27 protein-coding genes are annotated in these 22,924 nt (G+C 68.3%); 14 read left to right on the top strand and 13 right to left on the bottom strand.

Going from position 1 to position 22,924, the window contains the following annotated elements; translation table 11 throughout:
• Position 1: 1 nt before the first annotated feature.
• Positions 2-1,387, top strand: coding sequence for an FAD-containing oxidoreductase (locus AC1DYP_RS04035; protein WP_477045235.1), 1,386 nt, complete (start codon positions 2-4; stop codon positions 1,385-1,387).
• Here the strand turns inward: AC1DYP_RS04035 and AC1DYP_RS04030 are convergent.
• A complete protein-coding gene (locus tag AC1DYP_RS04030) occupies positions 1,384-1,827 on the bottom strand; it encodes a hypothetical protein (RefSeq protein ID WP_477045234.1) in 444 nt (147 codons plus the stop codon). The two genes, AC1DYP_RS04035 and AC1DYP_RS04030, sit on opposite strands and share 4 nt — an antisense overlap.
• A complete protein-coding gene (locus AC1DYP_RS04025) occupies positions 1,824-2,204 on the bottom strand; it encodes a DUF2237 family protein (RefSeq protein WP_477034483.1) in 381 nt (126 codons plus the stop codon). The genes AC1DYP_RS04030 and AC1DYP_RS04025 overlap by 4 nt, the downstream gene beginning before the upstream one ends.
• A gap of 128 nt (positions 2,205-2,332) precedes the next feature.
• Between AC1DYP_RS04025 and AC1DYP_RS04020 the strand changes: the two genes are divergently transcribed.
• Both AC1DYP_RS04020 and AC1DYP_RS04015 read left to right on the top strand, forming a co-directional pair.
• Positions 2,333-3,211: an HpcH/HpaI aldolase/citrate lyase family protein gene (locus AC1DYP_RS04020; RefSeq protein ID WP_477045233.1), complete on the top strand. Its 879-nt coding sequence runs from the start codon at positions 2,333-2,335 to the stop codon at positions 3,209-3,211.
• Between the two features lie 11 nt (positions 3,212-3,222).
• Positions 3,223-4,266: a hypothetical protein gene (locus tag AC1DYP_RS04015; RefSeq protein WP_477045232.1), complete on the top strand. Its 1,044-nt coding sequence runs from the start codon at positions 3,223-3,225 to the stop codon at positions 4,264-4,266.
• On the opposite strand, the gene AC1DYP_RS04010 is transcribed toward AC1DYP_RS04015, so the two are convergent.
• Entirely contained in the window at positions 4,263-4,844 is a 582-nt protein-coding gene (locus AC1DYP_RS04010) for a TetR/AcrR family transcriptional regulator (protein ID WP_477045231.1), read from the bottom strand. The genes AC1DYP_RS04015 and AC1DYP_RS04010 overlap by 4 nt on opposite strands.
• Positions 4,845-4,955: 111 nt before the next feature.
• On the opposite strand from AC1DYP_RS04010, the gene AC1DYP_RS04005 reads away from it, so the two are divergent.
• Positions 4,956-5,690 (top strand): 3-oxoacyl-ACP reductase family protein, encoded by a 735-nt coding sequence (locus AC1DYP_RS04005; protein WP_477045230.1) that lies wholly within the window; start codon positions 4,956-4,958, stop codon positions 5,688-5,690.
• 15 nt (positions 5,691-5,705) lie between these two features.
• Here AC1DYP_RS04005 and AC1DYP_RS04000 read toward each other — a convergent pair whose 3' ends face one another.
• Both AC1DYP_RS04000 and AC1DYP_RS03995 read right to left on the bottom strand, forming a co-directional pair.
• Positions 5,706-6,131: an HIT domain-containing protein gene (locus tag AC1DYP_RS04000; protein WP_477045229.1), complete on the bottom strand. Its 426-nt coding sequence runs from the start codon at positions 6,129-6,131 to the stop codon at positions 5,706-5,708.
• Positions 6,124-7,173 (bottom strand): MaoC family dehydratase, encoded by a 1,050-nt coding sequence (locus tag AC1DYP_RS03995; RefSeq protein WP_477045228.1) that lies wholly within the window; start codon positions 7,171-7,173, stop codon positions 6,124-6,126. The genes AC1DYP_RS04000 and AC1DYP_RS03995 overlap by 8 nt, the downstream gene beginning before the upstream one ends.
• 134 nt (positions 7,174-7,307) lie before the next feature.
• On the opposite strand from AC1DYP_RS03995, the gene mdh reads away from it, so the two are divergent.
• Complete coding sequence (gene mdh, locus AC1DYP_RS03990) at positions 7,308-8,270, top strand: malate dehydrogenase (RefSeq protein WP_422181023.1); 963 nt, start codon at positions 7,308-7,310, stop codon at positions 8,268-8,270.
• Positions 8,271-8,352: 82 nt separating this feature from the next.
• Here the strand turns inward: mdh and AC1DYP_RS03985 are convergent, their stop codons facing one another.
• Positions 8,353-8,787 (bottom strand): CBS domain-containing protein, encoded by a 435-nt coding sequence (locus AC1DYP_RS03985; protein ID WP_477045227.1) that lies wholly within the window; start codon positions 8,785-8,787, stop codon positions 8,353-8,355.
• Positions 8,788-8,877: 90 nt separating this feature from the next.
• Positions 8,878-9,726, bottom strand: coding sequence for a hypothetical protein (locus tag AC1DYP_RS03980; RefSeq protein ID WP_477045226.1), 849 nt, complete (start codon positions 9,724-9,726; stop codon positions 8,878-8,880).
• A 233-nt stretch (positions 9,727-9,959) separates the two neighbouring features.
• On the opposite strand from AC1DYP_RS03980, the gene AC1DYP_RS03975 reads away from it, so the two are divergent.
• Positions 9,960-10,466 carry a DUF1993 domain-containing protein gene (locus AC1DYP_RS03975; protein WP_477045225.1) on the top strand — a complete coding sequence of 169 codons (507 nt, stop codon included), beginning with the start codon at positions 9,960-9,962 and terminating at the stop codon, positions 10,464-10,466.
• 19 nt (positions 10,467-10,485) lie between these two features.
• Here AC1DYP_RS03975 and AC1DYP_RS03970 read toward each other — a convergent pair whose 3' ends face one another.
• The gene (locus AC1DYP_RS03970; RefSeq protein WP_477045224.1) at positions 10,486-10,722 is read right to left on the bottom strand and encodes a hypothetical protein; all 237 of its coding nucleotides are present in this window, start codon (positions 10,720-10,722) and stop codon (positions 10,486-10,488) included.
• Between the two features lie 79 nt (positions 10,723-10,801).
• On the opposite strand from AC1DYP_RS03970, the gene AC1DYP_RS03965 reads away from it, so the two are divergent.
• From AC1DYP_RS03965 to AC1DYP_RS03945, 5 genes are all read left to right on the top strand, one after another.
• Complete coding sequence (locus AC1DYP_RS03965; protein WP_477045223.1) at positions 10,802-13,213, top strand: FtsK/SpoIIIE family DNA translocase; 2,412 nt, start codon at positions 10,802-10,804, stop codon at positions 13,211-13,213.
• Between the two features lie 242 nt (positions 13,214-13,455).
• A complete protein-coding gene (locus AC1DYP_RS03960) occupies positions 13,456-14,109 on the top strand; it encodes an outer-membrane lipoprotein carrier protein LolA (RefSeq protein WP_477045222.1) in 654 nt (217 codons plus the stop codon).
• Between the two features lie 257 nt (positions 14,110-14,366).
• A complete protein-coding gene (locus AC1DYP_RS03955; RefSeq protein WP_477045221.1) occupies positions 14,367-15,173 on the top strand; it encodes an exodeoxyribonuclease III in 807 nt (268 codons plus the stop codon).
• Positions 15,174-15,287: 114 nt separating this feature from the next.
• The gene (locus tag AC1DYP_RS03950) at positions 15,288-15,638 is read left to right on the top strand and encodes an ArsR/SmtB family transcription factor (RefSeq protein ID WP_477045255.1); all 351 of its coding nucleotides are present in this window, start codon (positions 15,288-15,290) and stop codon (positions 15,636-15,638) included.
• Positions 15,631-16,104, top strand: a complete 474-nt coding sequence (locus AC1DYP_RS03945; protein WP_477034471.1) for an SRPBCC family protein — start codon at positions 15,631-15,633, stop codon at positions 16,102-16,104. The genes AC1DYP_RS03950 and AC1DYP_RS03945 overlap by 8 nt, the downstream gene beginning before the upstream one ends.
• A gap of 10 nt (positions 16,105-16,114) precedes the next feature.
• Here the strand turns inward: AC1DYP_RS03945 and dnaQ are convergent, their stop codons facing one another.
• The 5 genes from dnaQ to AC1DYP_RS03920 are packed head-to-tail and all read right to left on the bottom strand — an operon-like array spanning position 16,115 to position 19,810.
• Positions 16,115-16,831 carry a DNA polymerase III subunit epsilon gene (gene dnaQ, locus AC1DYP_RS03940; RefSeq protein ID WP_477045220.1) on the bottom strand — a complete coding sequence of 239 codons (717 nt, stop codon included), beginning with the start codon at positions 16,829-16,831 and terminating at the stop codon, positions 16,115-16,117.
• Positions 16,832-16,837: 6 nt separating this feature from the next.
• Entirely contained in the window at positions 16,838-17,461 is a 624-nt protein-coding gene (gene coaE / locus AC1DYP_RS03935) for a dephospho-CoA kinase (protein ID WP_477045219.1), read from the bottom strand.
• Positions 17,458-18,315 (bottom strand): shikimate dehydrogenase, encoded by an 858-nt coding sequence (gene aroE, locus AC1DYP_RS03930; protein ID WP_477045218.1) that lies wholly within the window; start codon positions 18,313-18,315, stop codon positions 17,458-17,460. Before aroE ends, coaE begins: the two co-directional genes overlap by 4 nt.
• The gene (locus tag AC1DYP_RS03925) at positions 18,312-18,911 is read right to left on the bottom strand and encodes a Maf family protein (RefSeq protein WP_477034467.1); all 600 of its coding nucleotides are present in this window, start codon (positions 18,909-18,911) and stop codon (positions 18,312-18,314) included. Before AC1DYP_RS03925 ends, aroE begins: the two co-directional genes overlap by 4 nt.
• Positions 18,908-19,810: a pyruvate, water dikinase regulatory protein gene (locus AC1DYP_RS03920; protein WP_477034466.1), complete on the bottom strand. Its 903-nt coding sequence runs from the start codon at positions 19,808-19,810 to the stop codon at positions 18,908-18,910. Before AC1DYP_RS03920 ends, AC1DYP_RS03925 begins: the two co-directional genes overlap by 4 nt.
• Before the next feature lie 454 nt (positions 19,811-20,264).
• On the opposite strand from AC1DYP_RS03920, the gene hemE reads away from it, so the two are divergent.
• The 3 genes from hemE to AC1DYP_RS03905 are packed head-to-tail and all read left to right on the top strand — an operon-like array spanning position 20,265 to position 22,809.
• The gene (hemE, locus tag AC1DYP_RS03915; RefSeq protein WP_477045217.1) at positions 20,265-21,305 is read left to right on the top strand and encodes a uroporphyrinogen decarboxylase; all 1,041 of its coding nucleotides are present in this window, start codon (positions 20,265-20,267) and stop codon (positions 21,303-21,305) included.
• Positions 21,302-22,345 (top strand): ferrochelatase, encoded by a 1,044-nt coding sequence (hemH, locus tag AC1DYP_RS03910; RefSeq protein ID WP_477045216.1) that lies wholly within the window; start codon positions 21,302-21,304, stop codon positions 22,343-22,345. The genes hemE and hemH overlap by 4 nt, the downstream gene beginning before the upstream one ends.
• Positions 22,342-22,809 carry a CopD family protein gene (locus AC1DYP_RS03905; protein ID WP_477045215.1) on the top strand — a complete coding sequence of 156 codons (468 nt, stop codon included), beginning with the start codon at positions 22,342-22,344 and terminating at the stop codon, positions 22,807-22,809. Before hemH ends, AC1DYP_RS03905 begins: the two co-directional genes overlap by 4 nt.
• Positions 22,810-22,924: the final 115 nt, after the last annotated feature.

The raw sequence follows: 22,924 nt of genomic DNA, 5'->3' as shown, positions 1-22,924 counted from the left end.
CATGGCCGCCCAAAGCTTCGACGCCATCGTCATCGGGGCCGGACAGGCCGGGCCGTCCCTGGCCGGCCGGCTGACCGACGCCGGCTGGACCGTCGCCCTGGTCGAACGCAAGGACTTCGGCGGCACCTGCGTCAACACCGGCTGCATGCCGACCAAGACCCTGGTGGCCAGCGCCTACGCCGCTCATCTGGCGCGGCGGTCGGCGGAATACGGCGTCACGCTCGGCGGCGGTGAAGTCGGCGTCGACATGAAGCGCGTCCATGACCGCGCCCGGACCGTCACCCTCAACGCCCGGGGCAACCTGGAAAAGTGGCTGGGCGGCATGAAGGGCTGCACGGTCTTCCGCGGCCATGCCCGCTTCGAGAGCGCCGACACCGTGAGGGTCGGCGATGCGCTGCTGACCGCCCCGAAGATCTTCCTCAATGTCGGCGGCCGGGCCAACGCGCCCGACATGCCGGGGCTGAACGACATCTCGTACCTGACCAATGTCGGCATGATGGAGGTCGAGGCGCTGCCCAAGCACCTGGTCATCGTCGGCGGCAGCTATATCGGCCTGGAGTTCGCCCAGATGTACCGGCGCTTCGGGGCCGAGGTCACCGTGGTCGAGATGGGCCCGCGCCTGATTGGCCGGGAGGACCCGGAGATCTCCGACGCGGTGCGCGAGATCCTCGAGGCCGAGGGGGTGAACATCCGCCTCAACGCCGAATGCATTTCGTTCGCGCCCTGTCCGGAAGGCGTCTGCGTCCACGTCACCTGCGAGGACGGCGCGCCGCAGGTGATCGGCTCGCACACCCTGCTGGCCATCGGCCGCAAGCCCAACACCGACGACCTGGGCCTGGACAAGGCCGGGGTCGAGCTGGACAAGCGCGGCTATGTGGTCGTCGACGACCAGCTGAAGACCAGCAATCCCGGCGTCTGGGCCATGGGCGACTGCAACGGCAAGGGCGCCTTCACCCACACCGCCTACAACGACTTCGAGATCATCGCCGCCAACCTGCTCGACAACGATCCTCGGAAGGTCAGCGACCGCATCACCTGCTACGGCCTGTTCATCGACCCGCCCCTGGGCCGCGTCGGCATGACCGAGGCCGAGGCCCGCGCCACCGGCCGGCCGCTGCTGGTCGGCAAGCGCCCGATGACCCGCGTCGGCCGGGCGACCGAGAAGGGCGAGACGCAGGGGTTCATGAAGGTGGTGGTCGACGCCGAGAGCAAACAGCTCCTCGGCGCGGCGATCCTGGGCCTGAACGGCGACGAGGCCATCCACGGCATGATCGACATCATGTACGCCAAGGCGCCCTACACCACGATCCAGCGCGCGGTGCACATCCACCCCACGGTGTCGGAGTTGATCCCGACGATGCTGGGGGAATTGAAGCCGCTGATCTAAGCCTTCTGGGCGGCCTCGTCGTTTAATACGGCCAGAGCCTCCAGCGCCTTGCCACGAACCCAGGACGAAGGGTCCTCCTTGGCCAAGCGCTCGATGATGTCGCGCGGTGTACTACGGTGAAACGCGACACCTACTCGGATCATTACGTCGGGATCGCGTGAGAACTTTTCGACTAAGGGTCGGTCGACCTGACTGCGACTGAGCACTTTTCTCTTCGCCAAAACGGAGAGACGAACATCGCGGTCGGGGTCGTCCGCAAGATGGCGCAGGATCTCCATGGGAATGGTCTTGTTGTGCGCCACCCACTGCCGCATGTCGGGAAAACGGGCGATCACGTCCAACCAGACCTCCAGAGCCGCCGGTTCTCGGGCGGCGCGGTTGTAGTCAGAAACCTCCTGGCTGGTCCTCAATCGGACGAATTCCTCGGCCGTCTCGATCATGCGACCGCGTGGTCCTTCAGCACCCCCAGCGGGACCACCGCCAGCATCTCCTCGTGGCTGGCCTCCAGCACCACGGGCGGGGCGACGCCGGCGTCCAGAGCCTCCTTCCAGCGGCCGGCGCACAGGCACCAGCGGTCGCCGGGGATCAGACCTCGGAAGGCGTATTCGGGGCGCGGAGTCGACAGGTCGTTGCCGGTGGCCGCCGAGAAGGCCAGGAACTCGGCCGTCATCACCGCGCACACCGTATGCAGGCCAAGATCGTGCGGCCCGGTCTCGCAACAGCCGTTGCGATAGAAACCGGTCACCGGGTTCAGCGAGCAGGGCTGCAGCTCCTGGCCCAGGACGTTCTTGGCGGTGTCGTCATAGCGCGTGGTCATGCGGTCAGCTTAACCCCGTTCCGGTGAATCTGGACACCGTTCTGCTGTTGTCGCGTGTGACGGCTTCCGGTGCGCCCATTCAGATGCTTAAGAGGAAGAACAAGACCAAGAATTCCCGCGGGAGCCTCATGTCCGACCTCGCCCGGCCGCGCCGCAGCGCCCTCTACATGCCCGCCTCCAACGCCAAGGCGGTGGACAAGGCGCGCTCGCTGGACGCCGACGTGATCATCCTGGACCTCGAGGACGCCGTCGCCCCGGACATGAAGGACGCCGCCCGCGAGGCCGCCGTGGCGGCGGTCAAGGCCGGAGGCTTCGGCCCGCGCGAGATCGTCATCCGCGCCAACGGCCTGGACACCCCCTGGGGCGAGGCCGACCTGAAGGCCGCCGCCGAGGCGGGCCCGGACGCGGTGCTCGTGCCGAAGGTCAATGACGCGGCCGACGTCTACGCCTACCAGGCCGCCCTGCACGCCGCCCCGGTCCACACCAAGCTCTGGACCATGATCGAGACCGGCAAGGCCGCCTTCCACCTGTGGGAGATCGCCGCCGCCTCGCGCACCACCCGGCTGAGCGGCTGGGTGATGGGCGTCAACGACCTGGCCAAGGAGATGCGGGCCCGCCAGACGCCGGGGCGCGAAGCGTTCCTGCCGATCCTGTCGCTGTCGGTGGCCGCCGCCCGGGCCCACGGCCTGACCATCCTGGACGGGGTGCACAACGACATCGAGGACCTGGACGCCCTGGAGGCGGTCTGCGGCCAGGCCGTCGACTTCGGCTTCGACGGCAAGACCCTGATCCACCCCAAACACCTGGAAATCTGCAACCGCGCCTTCTCGCCGACCGCCGACGAGATCGCCTGGAGCCAGGCGGTGATCGCCGCCTTCGCCGCACCCGAGAACGCCGGCAAGGGCGCCCTGCGGGTCGAGGGCAAGATGGCCGAGCGGCTGCACCTGGTTCAGGCCGAACGGCTGGTGGCGGTGGCCGCCGCCATCGCCGAACGCTCGGCCGCCTAGACGAAGGCCTCATGCGCGCGCTCCTGATCTCCCTGCTGGCCTTCGCCGCCGCCCCCGTCCTTTCTGGGCAAGTCCTGGCCCAGGAGGCGCCGGTCGCGACGGCGCCTGTTCCCGCGCCGACCGCCGTCCCGCCGGCCCAGACCGCGCCCGTCGATCCAAACGCCCCGCCCGTCGTGGCCGCCCCGGCGGCCCCGGACACGGCGGTCTCGGCCGACCAGGCCGTCGATCCCCTGGCCGACCTGATCGCCCAGAGCGGCCCGCAGACCACCGACGAGGAGGACGCCGCGCCCCAGGCGCCGCTGCCGCCGCACAAGCCGACCATCCTGCCGATCCCCGGACCCGAAGCGGTCCCGCAAGGCGGCTACATGCCGACGGCCGAGGCCTACGACCTGCGGGTCAAGGGTTCTATCCTCGCCGCCCAGGGCCTGCAGGGCCCGCTGGACGGCGGCTGGGCGATCGAGGGTCCGGACGGCGTGACGCTCTATGCGCTGCAGCTGGTCGACAAGGTCGGCGGCTATGACGGGCTGGAAGGCGCCTGGCGCGACCCGCGCCGGCCCGGGACGGTGAGCTCCACCGGCCTGATCGATTTCGTCGATCGGTCCTACAGCGGCTTCCTGGCCCGGTTCTCGCCGCGCCCCGGCCAGTTGGCGACCCTGGACCTGACGCCGCGCGGCGACGGGTCGTGGAGCGGCAAGCTCAACGAGAACGGCGTCGAGACCCGGGTCACCGCCCATCGCGTGGCCCAGGCCACCCTGCCGCCGGGCTACGTCCCGACCGGCCGAGGCCCGGTGATCTGGGGCGCTCGCCCCGCCGCGCCCCGCGTGGTCGCCGACGCGCCCGCCAAGGCCGCGGCCTGCTCGACCAAGGGCAAGAAGGGCAAGGCCCTGAAAGCCGCCAAGGCCAAGTGCGCGGCCGCCGCCAAGAAGTCCGGCAAGGGCAAGGCGACGACGGCCAAGGGCAAGAAGGGCGCGAAGGGCAAGGCCGTGGCGTCGAAGGGCTCGAAAGCCAAGGGCAAGGCGACGGCCAAGGGTTCGAGCAAGAAGAAGAAGCGCTAGGCTTCCAGGCCCCGCATCGCCAGCCGGACCGAGGACCGCAGCCGATCCAGGCTCGCGCCTTCACGGGCGGCCATCTTCAGGCCGGACCGGACAGTGAGCAGGAACTCGGCGGCGACCTGCGCATCCAAGTCGGACGCGAACTCGCCCGCCGCCACGCCGTCCACCAGCCGCGCGGCGAACGCGGCCTTGAAGCGACGGCCGGCGGCGTCGTTGATGGCGTTGATGTCAGCGTCCGCGCGTCCGAACTCGGCGATCGAGCCGACGCCCAGGCAACCGGTCTGGGGCGCGGCGTCCGGTCCGGCGGCGAAGGCCAGCAGGGCGGCCTCGATGGCGGCGCGAGGCGAGCTCTCGGCGGCCAGGGCGACCTCCATCTGCGCCAGACTGCCGGCGCTGTAGCGTTCCAGCGCCTGCAGGAAGAGCCGCTTCTTGTCGCCGAACGCGCCATACAGGCTCTGTCGGCCGATGCCCATGCGCGCCAGCAGCTCGGTGGTCGAGGACCCCTCGTAGCCGTGGTCGGCGAACACCTCGATCGCCTTGCCGATCGCCTCGTCGCGATCGAATTCCGTCGGTCTGGCCATGAGGCCTTCTAGCGATAATTGACCGATCCGTCCATAACGTTCTTGACTGAACGATCCACAATGCCATATGCGATCTCGTTATGGACTGAACAGTCAAGAAAGAGATGCCAGATGGAACGAGATCAAGACGGCAAGGTCGCCCTGGTGCTGGGCGGCTCGCGCGGCATCGGCGCGGCGATCGTGGAGCGGCTGGCCAAGGACGGCGCGCGGGTGGCCTTCACCTACGCCGCCTCGCCGGACAGCGCCCAGACGCTGCGGGCGAAGGTCGAGAGCGAGGGCGGAACCGCCGCCGCCTTCCAGGCCGACAGCGCCGACGCCGACCAGATCAAGGCCGCCATCGACCAGACCGTGGCGCAGTTCGGCCGGCTGGACATCCTGGTGGTCAACGCCGGGGTCCTGACCCGGGGCGCGATCGACCAGCTGTCGCTGGACGATTTCGACCGCATGGTGGCGATCAACGTGCGCGGAGTGTTCGCCGCGATCCACCATGCAGCGCCGCTCCTGACCGACGGCGGCCGGATCGTGACGATCGGCAGCAACACCGCCCTGCGCGTGGGCGTGCCCGGGGGCGGGGCCTACGCCATGACCAAGGCGGCCGTGGCCAGCCTGGTGCGGGGCGCGGCCATCGACCTGGCGCCGCGCGCGATCACCGTCAACAACGTCCAGCCCGGCCCGACCACCACCGACATGACCGACGGCATCATCGACTTCGTCAAGCCGCTGATCCCCCTGGGCCGCATGGGCGAGACCCGCGAGATCGCCGGCCTGGTGGCCTATCTCGTCCGCGAGGAGGCCGGCTTCATGACCGGGGCCAGCCTGACCATCGACGGCGGCTACGTGGCCTGAGGGCGCGCGGCGGCGTCAGAGACCCAGGGTCTCACGCGTCGCCGCCACCGCACGGCCCAGCACCACGGGCTCATAGGCCACGCCGGGCGAGTGCCCCCACACCGGACCCGGCCAGGCCGGATCGCCGACCCGGCGGCCCAGGACGTGGACGTGCAGCTGCGGCGTCACATTGCCCAGGGCGCCGACATTGAGCTTGTCGACCGCCAGGCCCAGGACATCGGCGACGGCGCGGACGACGGCTCCGGCCAGCACCGTTTCCTCCATCAGACGCGCACGGTCAGCGACGGACAGGTCCTCCAGCTCGCGCGCCGCGCCGATGCGGGGGATCAGCACCACCCACGGATAGCGGGCGTCCAGCTGCAGGCGGGCGTGGCACAGCGAAAGGTCGCCCAGCTCGGCGGACGTGGCCGTGAAGGCCGGATCGAGGATGAACTCAGCCACGTTTCGGAACCGCCGCCCAATAGTCGAAGTCGAGGATGACGCCCGGAGCATAGGCTCCCGCCTCGTCCTTGTCGGGGAAGTCGGCGCAGGGCCGGTCCACCGTCGCGACCAGGCGCAGGCGTAGCGCCCCGATCCCATGGCCCAGGTCGGCCTTGTCGAGCACCTCGCTCCAGGCGAACACCGTGCCGCCGGCGAAATAGGGGCTGACATGGCGCCCGCCGTTGATCGCCAGGATCAGGCCGGCGTTCTGCAGGCCGTTGAACGACAGGGCCTTGGCCGTCGAGATCACCACCCCGCCATAGACCAGCCGCCGGCCCGACGGGTCTTTCGCGCGTTCGAACTGGTTGAAATGGACCTTGGCGGTGTTCTGCCACAGCCGCGTGGCCATCTGCGCCTCGGCCTCCTCGACGACCATGCCGTCGACGTGGTCGATCTTCTCGCCCACCGCATAGTCCTCGAACGCGTGGGGCGCGCCGGCATGGGCGAAGTCGTATTTCCTGAAGTCCAGGCCGGGCGGCGGCACGAGGTCGGCGGCGGCCACGACCGCGGCCAGCTGTGGGATCGATTGCCCCTCGACCGCCGCGGCCGGGTCGCGCTTGCGCACCATCACCCAGCGCACATAGCTGAGCACGGCCACGCCGCGCTGGTTCACCCCCGTGGTGCGCACATGGACGACGCCGGTCTTGCCGTTGGAGTTCTCCTTCAGCCCGATCACCTCGGATCTCGCCGACAGGGTGTCGCCCGGATGCACCGGGGCCAGGAACCGGCCCTCGGCGTAGCCCAGATTGGCCACGGCGTTCAGGCTGATGTCCGGCACGGTCTTGCCGAAGACGACGTGGAAGGCGATCAGCGGGTCGACCGGCGCGGTCTCCAGCCCGCAATCGCGCGCGAAGACGTCGGACGAGAACAGCGAAAAACGCGGTCCATACAGCGCCGTGTACAGCGCCACGTCGCCGGCGGTGACGGTGCGGGGGGTGGCGTGGACGATCACCTGGCCCAGGCGGAAGTCCTCGAAATAGTTCCCCGGATCGGTCTTGCTCATCCCCGCGTCTCCTTATCGTTGTTCAGGCAGTTTTGCCGCACTGCAGCGAAACGGGAAAGAGGGCTTGAGACTAAGCCTCAGCGGGCGTAGACCGCGCCCCGACATTCATCGTCCACAGCCTTGACGGAGACCCCATGGCTCGCGCGAAGATCGCCCTCATCGGCGCCGGCATGATCGGCGGCACCCTGGCCCACATCGCGGCACGCGAAGAGCTGGGCGACATCCTGCTGTTCGACATCGCCGAAGGCACCCCGCAGGGCAAGGCCCTCGACATCGCCGAAGCCTCGGCCGTGTTCGGCAAGGACATCACGCTGAAGGGCGTCAACGACTACGCCGACATCGCCGGCGCCGACGTCTGCATCGTGACCGCCGGCGTGCCGCGCAAGCCGGGCATGAGCCGCGACGACCTGCTGGGCATCAACCTGAAGGTCATGAAGGCCGTCGGCGAGGGCATCAAGGCCCACGCCCCCAACGCCTTCGTCATCTGCATCACCAACCCGCTCGACGCGATGGTCTGGGCCCTGCAACAGTTCTCGGGCCTGCCCAAGGAAAAGGTCATCGGCATGGCCGGCGTCCTGGACTCGGCGCGCTTCGCCTACTTCCTGGCCGAAGCCACCGGCGTGTCGGTGGAAGACATCCACGCCTGGACCCTGGGCGGTCACGGCGACGACATGGTGCCGATGGTCCGTCACTCGACGGTCGGCGGCCTGCCGCTGCCGGAACTGGTCAAGCAGGGCTGGCTGACCCAGGAAAAGCTGGACGCCATCGTCGACCGCACCCGCAAGGGCGGCGGCGAGATCGTCGCCCTGCTGAAGACCGGCTCGGCCTTCTACGCTCCGGCGGAATCGGCCATCGCCATGGCGACGTCGTACCTGAAGGACAAGAAGCGCGTCCTGCCGTGCGCCACCTTCCTCACCGGCCAATACGGCTTGGACGGCCTCTATGTCGGCGTGCCGGTCGTGATCGGCGCCGGCGGCGCGGAGAAGATCGTCGAGTTCGAAACCAACGACGCGGAAAAGGCGATGTTCGCCAAGTCCGTCGAGTCGGTGAAGGGCCTGATGGAAGCCTGCAAGGGCATCGACAGCTCGCTGGTCTAAAGCTTCCAGCATCCAGATACGGGAAGGGCGGCTCCTCACGGGGCCGCCCTTTTTCTTTTCGCCCTCTCCCTATGGGAGAAGGTTAGGAAGCCGCCGCGTCCGCCGGTTCCGCCGAGATGTCCTCCAGCGTCTTGCCCACCTGTTTGGCGCCGTAGTCCTTGGCGACGTCGCCCAGCGACAGGATGCCGGTCAGGTTTCCGGCCTCGTTGAGCACGACCAGGCGGCGGATCTGATGGCTGGCCATCTTGGCGGTGGCGTCGGCCAGGACGTCGTCCTCGCGCACGCTCTGGACGTCGCCCTCGCTCATGGCTTCCGAGATGGGCGAATCGAAGCTGCGGCCTTCGGCGACCACGCGCAGGACGATGTCGCGGTCGGTGACCAGGCCGACGACCTTGCCGTTCTCGACGATCGGCACGGCGCCGGTTTCGACATGGGCCATCACCTGGGCGACCTTGCGCACGGTGTCGGTGGGGGCGGCGGTGGAGACCTGGCTGGTCATCGCGTCGCTGACTTTCATGGGGAATGCTCCTGAGGGAGTGAATTGAACCCCTGAGAAACCCCGCGCGGCGAACCCCGTTCCGTTCCGGCCGCGCTTGAACGATCCGAGCTAGGCCGCTTTTTCGCCCAGAGCCTCGCGCGCGGCCGCTTGTTGGGCGGGCAGATCCAGCTTGCGCGCCAGGTCCAGCGCCTCCTGCCGGTGGGCTCGCGCCGCCTGGGTCTCGCCCACGGCCTGCTCGGCGTCGGCCAGGGACAGCAGCGAGTAGGGGACGAAGACCTGGAAGCCGATCCGCTGGCGGATCGCCAGGGACCGCGCCATCAGGTCCCGCGCCCGGATTTTGTCGCCCGCCGCGTCGCGCTCGGCGGCCTGGTGGCGCAGGACGTAGGAGACCTCCAGGTCGCAATGGCCGGCGGTGGCGATCCGCAGGGCCTCAGCCAGGGGCGGACCCGAGGTCGCGATGTCGCCGCCGATCTGCGGCATTAGACCGACGAAGAACTGGGCTTCGGCCTTGAGACAGGGGTCAGTCAGGCGGTCGGCCGCCAGGCGATAGGCGGGCTGCAGGCTCATCACGTCGGACGTGCGATCCGTGGTCAGGCGCTCGAAATAGTCCGAGGTGGTTTCGCGCAGGCCGATCAGGCCCAGCAGGGCGGGGTCCTGGATGCGCGGCGCCAGGGCCTTGACCGCCGCCGCGACGGACGCCTCGTCCGGACTGATCTTGCCCGACAGCCGCTGGGTCTGGTGGACGCGCATCTGTTGCAGCAGCAGCTGCATGCGGTCTTCCGGGGTTTCGGTCCGCGCCAAGGCCGCGCTCAGCGGCGCGACCGCCGCGTCGAATTTCCCGGCATAGACCGCCTGTTCGGACGCCTGAAGCGCGGCCGGGACCTGGGCTGAGGCGGCGTTCGCGGCCAGGAGGGCCGAAGCGACCAGGACCAGACGGTGGAACGAGGCGGCGACCATAGACTTGTGCTCCCCAGGCGACGGTTCGAAAACCGATGTTCGCCGGATCGAGCGGCACGGTGACGGCTTTTTCTGGGCGGTCTGGCTCCGGACGGCGGTGCACGTTATGGCTCACGGCTCCCCCTAGAGCTCCGACCTGATTGCATCAGGTTGGCTCTAGATTTTTGTTTCACGCATTTTCTTCACGCGAACCGGTGTCCACTTCGCTCGAAAATGCTCCAGCCGGAGTTCCCATGACCATCACCATCCACCAGGCCAGCGTCCCCGTCTTCGTTCAGGGGCTGAAAGGCCTGAAAGGCGTGCTGGCCAAGGCCGCCGCGCATGTTGAAGCCAAGAAGCTCGACCCCGACAGCCTGCTGAAGGCCCGCCTGTTCCCCGACATGTTCCCGCTGCTGCGCCAGGCGCAGATCGCCACCGACTTCGCCAAGGGCTGCACCGCGCGCCTGGCCGGCGAGGAGGTTCCGGCCTGGGACGACGTCGAGACCGATTTCGCCGGCCTGATCGCCCGTGTCGACCGCGCCATCGCCTATGTCGAGGGCCTGGACCCCGCCAAGTTCGAGAACGCCGAGGACCGCGACATCACCCTGACCCGCCGCGGCGAGACCAGCGTGGTCAAGGGCCTGGCCTATCTGCAGACCCAAGCCCAGCCGAACTTCTTCTTCCACCTGACCACCGCCTACGCGATCCTGCGCAAGAACGGCGTCGAGATCGGCAAGAAGGACTATCTGGGCACGGCCTGAGCCGAGCTTCCGGCGGCGCTCAAGGCCGCCGCCGGAACGCCCACACCAAGGTCGCCAGGGCGGTGAACACCGTCGCGACCGCCGACAGAATGATCGGCAACTGACTCAAAAGCTCCTTGTCCATGACCGCACCCACTGACCCGCCAACCAACAGCGGGTTACGCGCCAGAATGACTCCCGGCCACGTCGAGTCCGGACGTATGTTCGCTTTTTGTTCCGACTTGGTCGCCGTCGATTCCGCGACCTCAAACCGCACGATCGCCCCATCAGCGTAAACGGCTCTTAACCCTCTTGGGGCACAAGTAGGCGGTTCTACGAGTGCAAGGTGACTTCTGATGGCGCGAGCGGCGCGGCGATCGAGCGTTGAACTGGTCTGGGACGCGGTGCGCTACGGCTGGGCCCAGCCGTGGTCGGCGCGGTTCCGGGGCGGCGTGATCTGCGTGGTCGGCGCGGGCCTGCTGCTGTCGGTCGCCACCTACAACGCCGCCGATCCCAGCCTGAACGCCGCCACCGGTCTGCCCGCCACCAACGCGCTCGGCGGCGCCGGCGCGGCCCTGGCCGACATCGTCATGCAGTCGATGGGCCTGGCCGGCTGGATGGCCGCCGCCCTGATGCTGGTGTTCGGCATGTCGCGCGTCACCCAGCCCGATCCCGCCGCCCATCGCCGCGACCTGCGGGTCCGCGCCCTGGTCGGGGGCCTGGGCCTGCTGGCCCTGGCCGGTCTGCTGGCCGCTCCGCCGCGTCCCGCTGCCTGGCCGCTGGCCAAGGGCCTGGGCGGGTTCTGGGGCGACGGCCTGCTGAACCTGCTGGCCGGCCTGCTCGGCTTCGCCCGCCTGCCCGGCGCCCACCTGATCGCCGCCCTGCTGCTGGCGATCGGCGCCGTCGTGGCCCTGGGCTATGCGATCGGCGTGCGCCGCATCGACCCCGAGGCGATCGGCGACCTGATCCACGGCCTGATGCAGCCGCGCGAACGTGCCGCCGCGCCCGTCTCGGCCCCGCAACCCGAACCCGCCGCCCGTCCCCGCGCCCCGCGGAAGGCCGCCCCGGTCGTCGAGCCCGAAGCCGCGCCCAGCAAGGCCGCCGCCAAGCCGGCCAAGGCCGCGCCGGTTCCGGTCGAGGACGACGACGCCTTCGAGCCCAGCTTCGAAGTCCGCCCCCTGGCCATCGCCCAGCCCAAGGTCCCGGGCAAGTCCAACGCCCGCGAGCAGCGCGAACAGCAGAAGGCCTTCGACTTCGACGCCGAGGGCTTCCAGCTGCCCGAACTGGCCATGCTGGCCAAGCCCAAGCCGCGCTCGGCCGAGTTCGACGAGGAGGCCCTGCGCCAGAACGCCCGCCTGCTGGAAAGCGTGCTGGCCGAGTTCGGCGTGCGCGGCCAGATCGACCAGATCCGTCCTGGCCCCGTGGTCACCATGTACGAGCTGGTGCCGGCCGCCGGCACCAAGACCGCCCGCGTCGTGGCCCTGGCCGACGACATCGCCCGCTCGATGAGCGTGATCTCGTGCCGCGTCGCCGTGGCCCAGGGCCGCAACGCCATCGGCATCGAGATGCCCAACTCGCGTCGCGAGACCGTCTATCTGCGCGACCTGCTGTCGTCGTCCGACTACGACAAGGCCACCCACATCCTGCCCATGGCCCTGGGCGAGACGATCGGCGGCGAAACCTACATCGCCGACCTGGCCAAGATGCCCCACCTGCTGATCGCCGGCACCACCGGCTCGGGCAAGTCGGTCGGCGTCAACGCCATGATCCTGTCGATCCTCTACAAGCTGCCGCCCGAGAAGTGCCGCTTCATCATGATCGACCCGAAGATGCTGGAGCTCAGCGTCTATGACGGCATCCCGCACCTGCTGGCCCCGGTCGTCACCGATCCGAAGAAGGCCGTGGTGGCGCTGAAGTGGACCGTCCGCGAGATGGAGGACCGCTATCGCCGGATGTCGAAGATCGGCGTGCGCAACATCGGCGGCTTCAACGAGAAGGCCAACGAGGCCCTGGAGAAGGGCGAGCACTTCGAGCGGACCGTCCAGACCGGCTTCGACGACGCCGGCCGCCCGATCTACGAGACCGAGAAGATCCGTCCCGAGCCCATGCCCTACCTGGTCGTGGTGATCGACGAGGTCGCCGACCTGATGATGGTGGCCGGCAAGGACATCGAAGGCGCCGTCCAGCGCCTGGCCCAGATGGCCCGCGCCGCCGGCATTCACCTGATCATGGCCACCCAGCGTCCGTCGGTCGACGTGATCACCGGCACCATCAAGGCCAACTTCCCGACCCGGATCAGCTTCCAGGTCACCAGCAAGATCGACGCCCGCACCATCCTGGGCGAGCAGGGCGCCGAGCAGCTGCTGGGCCAGGGCGACATGCTGTACATGGCCGGCGGCGGCCGCATCACCCGCCTGCACGGCCCGTTCGTGTCGGACGGCGAGGTCGAGGCCGTGGCCAAGTTCCTGCGCGACCAGGGCATTCCCAACTATCTGGAAGAAGTCACCGCCGGCGGCGACGAGGAACAGGAAGAGGCCGTCGAGGGCGCGTTCGCCGGCGAGGGCGGGGCCAACGACCTCTACGATCACGCCGTGGCGGTGGTCACCCGCGACCGCAAGGCCTCGACCAGCTACATCCAGCGCCGCCTGCAGATCGGCTACAACCGCGCCGCCTCGCTGATGGAGCGGATGGAGAAGGAAGGCGTCGTCGGCGCCGCCAACCACGCCGGCAAGCGCGAGATCCTGGCCCCGCCGCCGCCTCCGATGTGATCAGCTGATGGGGACATGCACATGTGCATGTCCCCGACCGCATCCGGAAACCTAGGCCGTTCGACCGCGTTTCTCCTGCCTCCAACCTTCCGAACCTGAACGACGCTTCATCGGAGCGCCGGAAAATGGTCGCGCCGTGGCCTTTCGTCCGACGCGCGGGCAGGGCAAAGGTTGGGGGCATTATTGACGGGCGTTCCACTCGCGAAACCGCTCACTTTCGCGGAACGCCCTTGGGAGATCGCATGACCACCACGACCCCGACCCGTCGCCTGATCCTCGCCGCCGCCGGCTTTGGCCTGGCCGCCGCCGTGACCGGCCAAGCCCTCGCCGCCCAACCGCCGGCGGCCAAGCTCTCGGCCGAGGACCAGGCCCTGGTCGACAAGGCCACCGCCTATATCCAGGCGCTGGGCTCGGCCAAGGGCCGTTTCGTCCAGACCGACGCGCGGGGAACCCAGACCCAAGGCGACTTCTATCTGCAGCGTCCGGGCAAGGCCCGCTTCGCCTATGACGGCCCCAACGGGCTGCTGGTCGTCAGCAACGGCAGCGCCGTCAATATCTTCGATCCCCGGCTGAAGACCTTCGAGAGCTATCCGCTGAGCCGCACGCCCCTGGTCCTGCTGCTGGCCCGCGAGGTGCGGCTGGACCGCGGCGTGACCATCACCGGCGTGCGCAAGCTGTCGGACGGCTTCACGATCACCGCCGTCGACGCCAAGCGCCAGACCCTGGGCCGCATCGCCCTGGACTTCAGCAACGCGCCCGCCCTGATCGGCTGGACCGTGACCGACGTGAAGGGCGGCGAGACCCGCGTGCGCCTGGTGGACTTCGAAAAGACCTCGGGCCTGGCCCCGAAACTTTTCGTCCTAACCGATCCGAGGCGCCGGGTCGGCAAGCCCTAGTTGTATTTAGGCCATCCAACACGGCCCAAATGCGACAATTTCACAACATGCAAGATGTTAACGCGATTGTCCTTGACTTAGATTCCTGGCGTGGCAGATTTAACACGCATGGCGAGGAGCGCCCGACCCGCTCTTCGCAACCGTGCCGGACCTATCCCCTCCCGGCGGCGGCATGAGAGACCCGACTTTCGCCCAGGCGCTCAGCGCCTGGGCGTTTTTCGTTGTGGTTTGGGGATCCCAAGCTCTAGAGGAACGGCATGCGCCTCCGTATCGCCACCTGGAACGTCAATTCCGTCCGCCTGCGCGCCGAGCAGGCCGCCCGCTTCGTCGACGAGCAGGCGCCCGACGTGCTCTGCATGCAGGAGATCAAGTGCCAGGAGGGGGAATTCCCCCGCGAGGCCTTCATCGCCATGGGCCTGCCGCACCTCAAGATCATGGGCCAGAAGGGCTGGCACGGCGTCGCCATCGCCTCGCGCCTGCCATTCGAGGACGTGCCGACGCTGATGAACTGCCGCGAGGGCCATGCCCGCTGCGTCGCGGTCAAGGTGGCCGGCGTCGACATCCAGAACTTCTACATCCCGGCGGGCGGCGACACGCCCGATCGCATCGGCAATCCGAAGTTCGACCACAAGCTCGACTTCTATGAGACCCTGACCGCCGCCCTGAGGAAGCGTGATCCCAAGGCGCCGTTGATCGTCACCGGCGACCTGAACATCGCGCCCGGCGAGAACGACGTCTGGAGTCACCGCCAGATGCTGAAGGTTGTCAGCCACACGCCGGCCGAGCTCGAAGCCTTCGACGCGATGATCAAGTCGATGAACCTGCTGGACCTGCCGCGCCTGGCCACGCCCGAGCCGGAAAAGCTGTTCAGCTGGTGGAGCTATCGCGCCGCCGATTTCCGCAAGTCCAACCGCGGCCTGCGCCTGGACCACATCCTGGCCAGCCCCGGCCTGCGCGACGCGGCCATCGTCGACGGCAGGGTCACCGCCAAGGTCCACGACACTGTCCGTGAATGGGAACGCCCCAGCGACCACGCGCCCGTCACGGCGGATCTGCGGGTCTAGCGCCGACCCTCCATCCCGTTCGACCCTAGGAAGGTCCGCCTGTAGCCGGTCAGTCGGCGGCCAGGCCCGGCGGCCTCTTGCATGTCGCAAATCCGCGCGCTAATACTGAACCATATGGTTCAGTATACGATAGATCGCCTCGATGCTTCGTTCGCCGCGCTCTCGGACGCCACCCGACGCGGCGTCCTGGAGCAGCTCGGACGTTCGGACGCCTCGATCACGGAGCTCGCCGACAAGTTCCACATGACCCTCACGGGCATGAAGAAGCACGTCGGCGTCCTGGAGGATGCGGGGTTCGTCACGACGCGGAAGGTCGGGCGGGTGCGCACCTGCCGGCTCGGCGTGCGCAGGCTCGAGGAAGAGGCGGCCTGGATCGAAAGCTACCGACAGCTCTGGGCCACGCGCTTCGACGCGCTGGACGGGATTGTCGAGGATTTGAAACGCAGGGAGAAAATCGATGACTAACCACACGGCGATCGACCGGAAGTCCGAGCGCGAGCTCGTGGTCACCCGCACCTTCAACGCCCCCGCCCGCATCGTGTTCGAGGCGTGGACCCGGTCCGACCTGTTCAAGCTCTGGTGGGTCCCGAAGTCGTTGGGAATGAACCTGCGGTCCTGCGAGCTGGATGTTCGGGTCGGAGGCGGCTACCGCCTCGAATTCGGACACGACGCCGCGAACACCATGGCCTTTTTCGGCAAGTACATCGAAGTGACGCCGCCCTCGCGCCTCGTCTGGACCAACGACGAGAGTGAAGACGGCCCCGTGACCACGGTCACCTTCGAGGAAAAGGACGGCCAGACGTTGCTGGTCCTGCACGAACTCTATCCCTCGAAGGAGGCCCTCGACGCGTCCGCCGGAGCGGCGGATGGGCTGCCCGAGCAGTTCGAGCAGCTGGACGCTCTGCTCGTCACTTTGGGCGAGAGCGCGTAACGCCGCGGGCTCAGCCCTCGACCACGAGCCCCACGCCGAACTGTAGCCACACGGCCTTGTCCTTGAGGTTCTTCTGGATGAAGGCGGCGTGGATCTCGCGCTCTTCCTCGGTCGAGCGCGGGGCCAGGGGCCGGGGGCGGGCGCCGTACGAACCCTGGCGGGCGGCCGAGACGGCGGTGACGGCGACCACCTGGGTCAGCTCCAGCGCCCGTTCCTTGCCGCCCTGCAGCTCGAGATAGACCTCGGCCAGCAAGTGGGCGTCGATCAGGGCGCCGTGCTTGTCGCGGCTGTCCAGGCTGATCTTGAACCGCTTACAGAGCGCGTCGAGCGAGTTGTACATGCCCGGAAAGCGCTTCTTGGCCATGGCCAGGGTGTCGACCCAGCGGCTTTCCGGCAGCGGGCCGCGATTGCACTTCTCCAGCTCGAAATTGACGAAGCTGCGGTCGAAGGCGGCGTTGTGGGCGATCACCGGCGAATCGCCGACGAACTCCAGGAACCGGTCGGCGATCTCGTGGAACTTCGGCTTGCCGGTCAGAAACTCGGACGAGAGGCCGTGCACCTTCTGGGCCTCGGCCGGCATGTCGCGCAGCGGATCGCAATATTCGTGGAACGACTTGCCCGTGGGCATGTAGTCGACCACCTCGATGCAGCCGATTTCGACCAGCCGATCGCCGGTCTTGGGGTCGAAGCCGGTGGTTTCGGTATCGAGGATGATTTCCCGCGCCATCGGATTTCAATGACCCTGTTCGCCGCCGCCTTCAAGCGGGGCCGAGGCCCGAAGGCTGGTCAGGATGTCGCGGACCTGGTCGCGGGCCGCGTCCAGGCCCCGGCCGGTGTCGATCACGAAATCGGCCCGAGCGCGCTTTTCGGCATCCGGAGTCTGGCGGGCCAGGATGGCCTCGAACTTGGCGGGATCCATGCCCGTCCGCGCCAGGACGCGTTCGCGCTGCACGTCGGCCGGAGCGGAGACCACCACCACCTTGTCGACCTTCTTCTCGCCGCCGGTCTCGTAGAGGAGGGGGATGTCGAGCACGACGATGTCGGCGCCTTGGGCCTTGGCGTCCTCGAAGAAGCCGATCCGATGGGCGCCGACCAGCGGATGGACGATCGATTCCAGCACCGCCAAGGCCTCGGAATTGCCCATCACCGCCGCGCTGAGCCGGGTGCGGTCGATGGCCCCGTCGACCACCACGCCCGGAAAGGCGGCTTCCACCGGCGCGACCGCGGCCCCACCGGTGGCGTAGAGCGCATGGACGGCGGCGTCGGAATCGTAGACCGGCACGCCGGCCTCGACGAACATCCTGGCCGTCGTCGATTTGCCCATGCCGATGGAGCCGGTGAGGCCCAGGACGATCATTTCGCCGCGTCCCCGATCTGGGCCAGGGCCAGGGCACGGACGTCGACCTGCGCCGGCGGCGTCACGCCGAAGAAGGCCTCGAAGCTGGGAACCGCCTGGCGCAGCAGCATCTCCAGCCCGTCCACCGTGCGGCGGCCGGCGGTTTCGGCGCGGTTCAAGAACTCGGTGCGCAGCGGCTTGTAGACCATGTCGACGACCACGGCGTTTTTCGGCGTCAGCTCCAGGCGCGCGGCGGGACCCGCGCCGCCGCCCAGGCCCAACGACGTGGCGTTGATCACCAGGCCAACCTGGGAGAGCAGAGCGTCTAGCTCGTCCTCCGACGCGGCCTCGACCACGCCGCCGATCGAGACGGCGATGGCCTCGGCGCGGACGAAGGTGCGGTTGACGATGCTGACGCGCGGGGCGCCGGCCAGGGCCAGGGCGGCGGCCGCGCCCCGGGCCGCACCGCCCGCGCCCAGGATCACCACCGACGACGACGTCAGGTCGAAACCCGGCGCCTGGACGGCGATGGCCCCGATCAGGCCGGGACCGTCGGTGTTGTCGGCGGTGATCGTGCCGTCGGTCTCGAAGATCAGCAGGTTGGCCGCGCCGGCCAGCTTGGCCAGGTCGCTGCAGCGGTCGGCACAGGCCAGGGCCTGCTCCTTGAACGGGATGGTGACGTTGAGGCCCCGGATCGCCCCGCCGCGCAGGCCCTCGACGAAGGTCTCGAAATTGTCCTCGCCCGGCGCGAACGGCACGTAGGCCGCATTCAGCCCGGCCGCCGCGATCCAGGCGTTGTGGATCACCGGGCTCATCGAGTGGCGGATCGGCTGGCCGCAGACGCCGGCGACGATCGCGGCTCCCGTAATACTCATGCCTCGAGAGCTCCGTGAAGGCGCAGGAAATCGAACAGGCCCACCACGGGCAGGCCGAGGATGGCGAAATAGTCGCCATCGATGCGGTCGAACATCTGCACCCCCTCGCCCTCGAGGAAGTAGCAGCCGACCGAGGACAGGACGTCAGGCGCGTTGCGCTGCAGATAACCTTCCAACCAGGCGTCGCTGAAGTCGCGGACCGACAGCTTTGTGGTCTCGACCACCCGCCAGATCGGCCGGCCGTCACGGGCCACGACCACGGCCGAGTGCAGCTTGTGGACCTTGCCGCGCAGCTCTTTCAGCCGCTCGCGGGCGGCCTCGACCGTGTCGACCTTGTCGAACAGGGCGCCGTCCAGCTCCAGCGTCTGGTCCGAGCCGATCACCAGGCCGGGGCGCTTGGTCGAGACCTTGAACGCCTTCAGCTCGGCCAGGGCGTCGGCCACTTCGCGCGGCGAAGCGCCTTCGGCCAGGAGGCCGGCCTTGGCGGACTCCTCGTCGACGCCCGAACCGACCGCTTCGAAGGCGACGCCGGCGTTGCGCAGGATCGCCTGGCGCGCCGAGCTGGTGGACGCCAGGGTAATGGGGGGAGGGCTCATCCCAGCACCTCGACCTGGCCGCGGCCGCCAGACAGCAGGTTGATGATCGCCGCCGCCGTCTCCTCGACCGACCGCCGGGTGACGTCGATGATCGGCCAGCCCTGACGCTCGAACAACCGGCGGGCGCCGATGATCTCCTGCCGCACCGCGTCGGTGTCGATATAGTCGCTCTCGCGGTTCTCCTTCAGCGACAGCAGGCGGTTGCGGCGGATCTGGATCAGCCGCTCGGGCGAGGTCATCAGCCCGACGATCAGGGTGTTCTTCAGGGTGAACAGCTCCTCGGGCGGCGGTCGGCCGGGCACCAGCGGCACATTGGCGGCGCGCACCCCGCGGTGGGCCAGATAGATGCAGGTCGGGGTCTTGGAGGTGCGCGACACGCCGACCAGGATCACGTCGGCCTGGGTCAGGTCCTGGCCGCCCTGGCCGTCGTCGTGGGCGATGGCGTAGTCCAGCGCCTCGATCCGATCGAAATAGTCGTTGTTCAGCGCGTGCTGGGCGCCGACCCGGGTGGAGATCCGCGCGCCCAGATAGCGCGACATGGCGCTGACCACCGGATCGAGGGCGGCGATGCAGGGCATCTCCAGCCGCCGGCAGCCTTCCTCCAGGGCCGAGCGCAGGTTCGGGTCGATGATCGTGTGCATGACCACGCCCGGCGCGCCGGCGATTTCCTCCAGCGCCCGGTCGAGTTGGCGCGTGGAACGGACCAGGGCGTAGATGTGTTCAATCGGCAGGATATCGGTGAAACGGGCGCAAACGGCGCGCGCCATGGCGTTCAACGTCTCGCCCGTGGAGTCCGACACCAGGTGAATGTGGAAGTAGGTCGCGAAGCGCGGCGCGGCTCTTTCACCCTCGGGGGCGCCAGCTTCCTGTGGATCATCCGTTAACGGTTGCTTAACCACTGGCTTGGCCCCTGGGGATGAGCGGGGGTGAATCCCGGCTCGTTACGGCGCGTCGAACTGACCCTGTGTTAAACGGTCACATTGATGCCGGACAATCCCCAGTCTCGGATGAGCTCCACAGCCGGTGCGTTTCCGATTCCCCCAAGGTGGGATGAGCGAACGCTCATGGTTACGGCGCCGTTAGCCATCTTAACGTTTCATTAGGAATTACGAAGCGCTAGCGGACTATCCCCATAGTTCACAGGCTCGCGCCCACATGTGGGTCACGCTTGGATGGATTTCGGATGGTCGGGGGGCATGGTGCGCCGCACGCGGGTTTTCCCCGTTAGGCACTTGCTCACCATCTCCTACAGTCTTCCTTAAAATCTTCTTAAAGAGAGAAGGAAGAAGGGAAGAAGGCCTCCGGGGAGATACGGGCTTGAGCCCACGGGCCTGACGGGATTTAAGGCCTGACATGACCTCGCTTTCGAAGCCCCCGATCCAGCCCAAGCTCCTTTCCGTCCTGGATGGCCACAAGGCCGAACGTCCGCCCGTGTGGTTCATGCGGCAGGCCGGACGCTATCTGCCGGAGTATCGGGCCGTTCGCGCCACCGAGCCGACCTTCATCGATTTCTGCCTGAACCCGGAGAAGGCCGCCGAGGTCACGCTGCAGCCGATGCGGCGGTTTCCGTATGACGCGGCCATCGTCTTCGCCGACATCCTGCTGATCCCCCAGGCCCTGGGCCAGAAGGTGTGGTTCGAGGCGGGCGAGGGTCCCAAGCTGGGCGAGCTGCCGTCGATCGAGTCGATGCGCGAGCTGACGGGTCAGGCCGGCCAGGCGCTGGGCGCGGTGGGCGAGACCCTGAGCCGCGTACGTTCGGCCCTGGAGCCCGAGCGGACCCTGATCGGTTTCGCCGGCGCGCCCTGGACCGTGGCGACCTACATGATCGAAGGCGGCTCCAGCGATCGCTCCGGCGCCCGGACTTACGCCTACCAGAACGCCGAGAAGCTCGACGCCCTGATCCAGGTGCTGGTCGACGCGACCATCGACTACCTGGCCATGCAGGCGGCGTCGGGCGCCCAGGTGCTGAAGCTGTTCGAGAGCTGGGCCGAGGGCCTGTCCGAGCCGCTGTTCGACCGCCTGGTGACCAAGCCGCACACCGCGATCATCGAAGGCCTGCGCGCCAAGGGCGTGACCACGCCGGTGATCGGCTTCCCGCGCGGAGCCGGCACGCTGGTCGAGACCTACGCCAAGCTGGCGCCCGTCCAGGGCGTGGCGCTGGACACCCAGGCCTCCGCGGCGCTGGGCCAGTCCATCCAGAAGACCAAGGCCATCCAGGGCGCGCTGGATCCCCTGCTGCTGCGGGCCGGCGGCGACGCCCTGCTGGCGCGGGTCGACCAGCTCCTGGAACAGTGGGGGCAGGGTCCCTACATCTTCAACCTGGGTCACGGCATCCTGCCCGACACGCCGATCGCCCACGTCGAGGCGGTGCTGGCGCGGGTCACCGGCAAGTGACCAAGCGCATAGCCGTCGTCCTGTTCAATCTGGGCGGGCCTGATGGGCCGGACGCGGTGCGGCCGTTCCTGTTCAACCTGTTTCGCGACAAGGCGATCATCGGCCTGCCGGCGCCCCTGCGCTATCCGATCGCCGCCTTGATCGCCGGGACGCGCGCCAAGTTGGCCAAGGAAAACTACGCCCTGATGGGCGGCGGCTCGCCCTTGTTGCCGGAGACCGAAAAGCAGGCGAGGGCGCTTGAGGCGGACCTGGCCGCGCGCTTCCCGGACGCGGAAACCCGCTGCTTCATCGCCATGCGCTACTGGAAGCCGCTGACCAACCAGACGGCCAAGGCCGTGAAGGCCTTCGCGCCTGACGAGGTTGTGCTGCTGCCACTCTATCCGCAATATTCGTCGACCACGACCGGCTCGTCGCTGAAGGCGTGGAAGCGGGCCTATCGCAAGGGTCCCGGCCGGGTCTCGACCGTCTGCTGCTATCCGGTGAACGAAGATCTGGTTCAGGCCCATGCCGATCTGATCAAGGCCGCCTACGACAAGGCCGGACGTCCCGGTTCGGCGCGCCTGCTGTTCTCGGCGCACGGCTTGCCGGAAAAGGTGATCCTGGGCGGCGATCCCTATCAGCAGCAGATCGAGGCCACCGCCGCGGCGGTGGCTGCCAGGCTGGGCGAAGGTTGGGACTGGCGGGTGACCTATCAGAGCCGCGTCGGTCCGATGAAGTGGATCGGGCCCTCGACCGAGGACGAGATCAAGGCCGCCAGCAAACAGGGCCTGGCGCTGGTGGTCACGCCGATCGCCTTCGTCTCCGAGCACATCGAGACCCTGGTCGAGCTGGATCACGAATACCGCCAGGTGGCGTTCGAGGCCGGCTGCCCGGTCTATGTCCGCGTGCCGGCCCTGGGCGTGACGCCGGGCTTCATCGCGGGCCTCGGCCGCACCATTCAAGGCGCCCTTGGCGCGCCCGATCGCCTGGTCACCGCCTGCGCCTGGCGCTGCGGCGGCGACCGCACCCAATGTCCGAACAAGCAGGGAGCTTCGGCGTGATCGATTTCCTGGCCCCGCATTTCGACCTGATCCGCGGGCTGCACATCATCTTCGTGATGGCCTGGATCGCCGGCATGCTGATCCTGCCGCGTCTGTTCGTCTATCACATGAAGGCCGAGCCCGGCTCGGACATGGACGCGACGTTCAAGCTGGCCGAGCTGCGCACCCTGCGGATCATCATCAATCCGGCGATGATCCTGGCCCTGCTGATGGGCCTGCTGCTGGCGATGATCGACACCGAGCGGCTGGGCCACGACTTCTTCCTCAAGCCCTGGGCCCTGACCAAGATCGCGGCCCTGATCTTCCTGTTCGCCTGGCACGGCTTCGTCTCCAAAGCCCGCCGCCAGTTCGCCGCCGGGACCAACACCCGCTCGGAGAAGTTCTGGCGGATGACCAACGAGCTGCCGTTCCTGGCCGCGATCGTCATCGTGCTGTCGGTGACGACCAAGTTCCTGGGCCACTAGCCCAGCGGCGACCCGGGCGGCTTCGCTTGACCGGCGGGGCCGCTTGTGGTTCCCATCCAGACAGACAGGTCGCCTCGCGGCCTGTTCCCCGCCTCTTACGGACCGGCGCTCGTCC

It is taken from the genome of Caulobacter sp. P1_D6 (assembly GCF_056406095.1).
The sequence above is the reverse complement of the archived record's forward strand: the minus strand, read 5'-3'. Positions and strand labels throughout refer to the sequence as shown.

Excerpts from the sequence above, each read along its gene's own strand:
- AC1DYP_RS04035 (WP_477045235.1), top strand. The coding sequence starts at position 2 with ATGGCCGCCCAAAGCTTCGACGCCATCGTCATCGGGGCCGGACAGGCC.
- AC1DYP_RS04030 (WP_477045234.1), bottom strand. The coding sequence starts at position 1,827 with ATGATCGAGACGGCCGAGGAATTCGTCCGATTGAGGACCAGCCAGGAG.
- AC1DYP_RS04025 (WP_477034483.1), bottom strand. The coding sequence starts at position 2,204 with ATGACCACGCGCTATGACGACACCGCCAAGAACGTCCTGGGCCAGGAG.
- AC1DYP_RS04020 (WP_477045233.1), top strand. The coding sequence starts at position 2,333 with ATGTCCGACCTCGCCCGGCCGCGCCGCAGCGCCCTCTACATGCCCGCC.
- AC1DYP_RS04015 (WP_477045232.1), top strand. The coding sequence starts at position 3,223 with ATGCGCGCGCTCCTGATCTCCCTGCTGGCCTTCGCCGCCGCCCCCGTC.
- AC1DYP_RS04010 (WP_477045231.1), bottom strand. The coding sequence starts at position 4,844 with ATGGCCAGACCGACGGAATTCGATCGCGACGAGGCGATCGGCAAGGCG.
- AC1DYP_RS04005 (WP_477045230.1), top strand. The coding sequence starts at position 4,956 with ATGGAACGAGATCAAGACGGCAAGGTCGCCCTGGTGCTGGGCGGCTCG.
- AC1DYP_RS03995 (WP_477045228.1), bottom strand. The coding sequence starts at position 7,173 with ATGAGCAAGACCGATCCGGGGAACTATTTCGAGGACTTCCGCCTGGGC.
- mdh (WP_422181023.1), top strand. The coding sequence starts at position 7,308 with ATGGCTCGCGCGAAGATCGCCCTCATCGGCGCCGGCATGATCGGCGGC.
- AC1DYP_RS03985 (WP_477045227.1), bottom strand. The coding sequence starts at position 8,787 with ATGAAAGTCAGCGACGCGATGACCAGCCAGGTCTCCACCGCCGCCCCC.
- AC1DYP_RS03980 (WP_477045226.1), bottom strand. The coding sequence starts at position 9,726 with ATGGTCGCCGCCTCGTTCCACCGTCTGGTCCTGGTCGCTTCGGCCCTC.
- AC1DYP_RS03975 (WP_477045225.1), top strand. The coding sequence starts at position 9,960 with ATGACCATCACCATCCACCAGGCCAGCGTCCCCGTCTTCGTTCAGGGG.
- AC1DYP_RS03965 (WP_477045223.1), top strand. The coding sequence starts at position 10,802 with ATGGCGCGAGCGGCGCGGCGATCGAGCGTTGAACTGGTCTGGGACGCG.
- AC1DYP_RS03960 (WP_477045222.1), top strand. The coding sequence starts at position 13,456 with ATGACCACCACGACCCCGACCCGTCGCCTGATCCTCGCCGCCGCCGGC.
- AC1DYP_RS03955 (WP_477045221.1), top strand. The coding sequence starts at position 14,367 with ATGCGCCTCCGTATCGCCACCTGGAACGTCAATTCCGTCCGCCTGCGC.
- AC1DYP_RS03950 (WP_477045255.1), top strand. The coding sequence starts at position 15,288 with ATGGTTCAGTATACGATAGATCGCCTCGATGCTTCGTTCGCCGCGCTC.
- AC1DYP_RS03945 (WP_477034471.1), top strand. The coding sequence starts at position 15,631 with ATGACTAACCACACGGCGATCGACCGGAAGTCCGAGCGCGAGCTCGTG.
- dnaQ (WP_477045220.1), bottom strand. The coding sequence starts at position 16,831 with ATGGCGCGGGAAATCATCCTCGATACCGAAACCACCGGCTTCGACCCC.
- coaE (WP_477045219.1), bottom strand. The coding sequence starts at position 17,461 with ATGATCGTCCTGGGCCTCACCGGCTCCATCGGCATGGGCAAATCGACG.
- aroE (WP_477045218.1), bottom strand. The coding sequence starts at position 18,315 with ATGAGTATTACGGGAGCCGCGATCGTCGCCGGCGTCTGCGGCCAGCCG.
- AC1DYP_RS03925 (WP_477034467.1), bottom strand. The coding sequence starts at position 18,911 with ATGAGCCCTCCCCCCATTACCCTGGCGTCCACCAGCTCGGCGCGCCAG.
- hemE (WP_477045217.1), top strand. The coding sequence starts at position 20,265 with ATGACCTCGCTTTCGAAGCCCCCGATCCAGCCCAAGCTCCTTTCCGTC.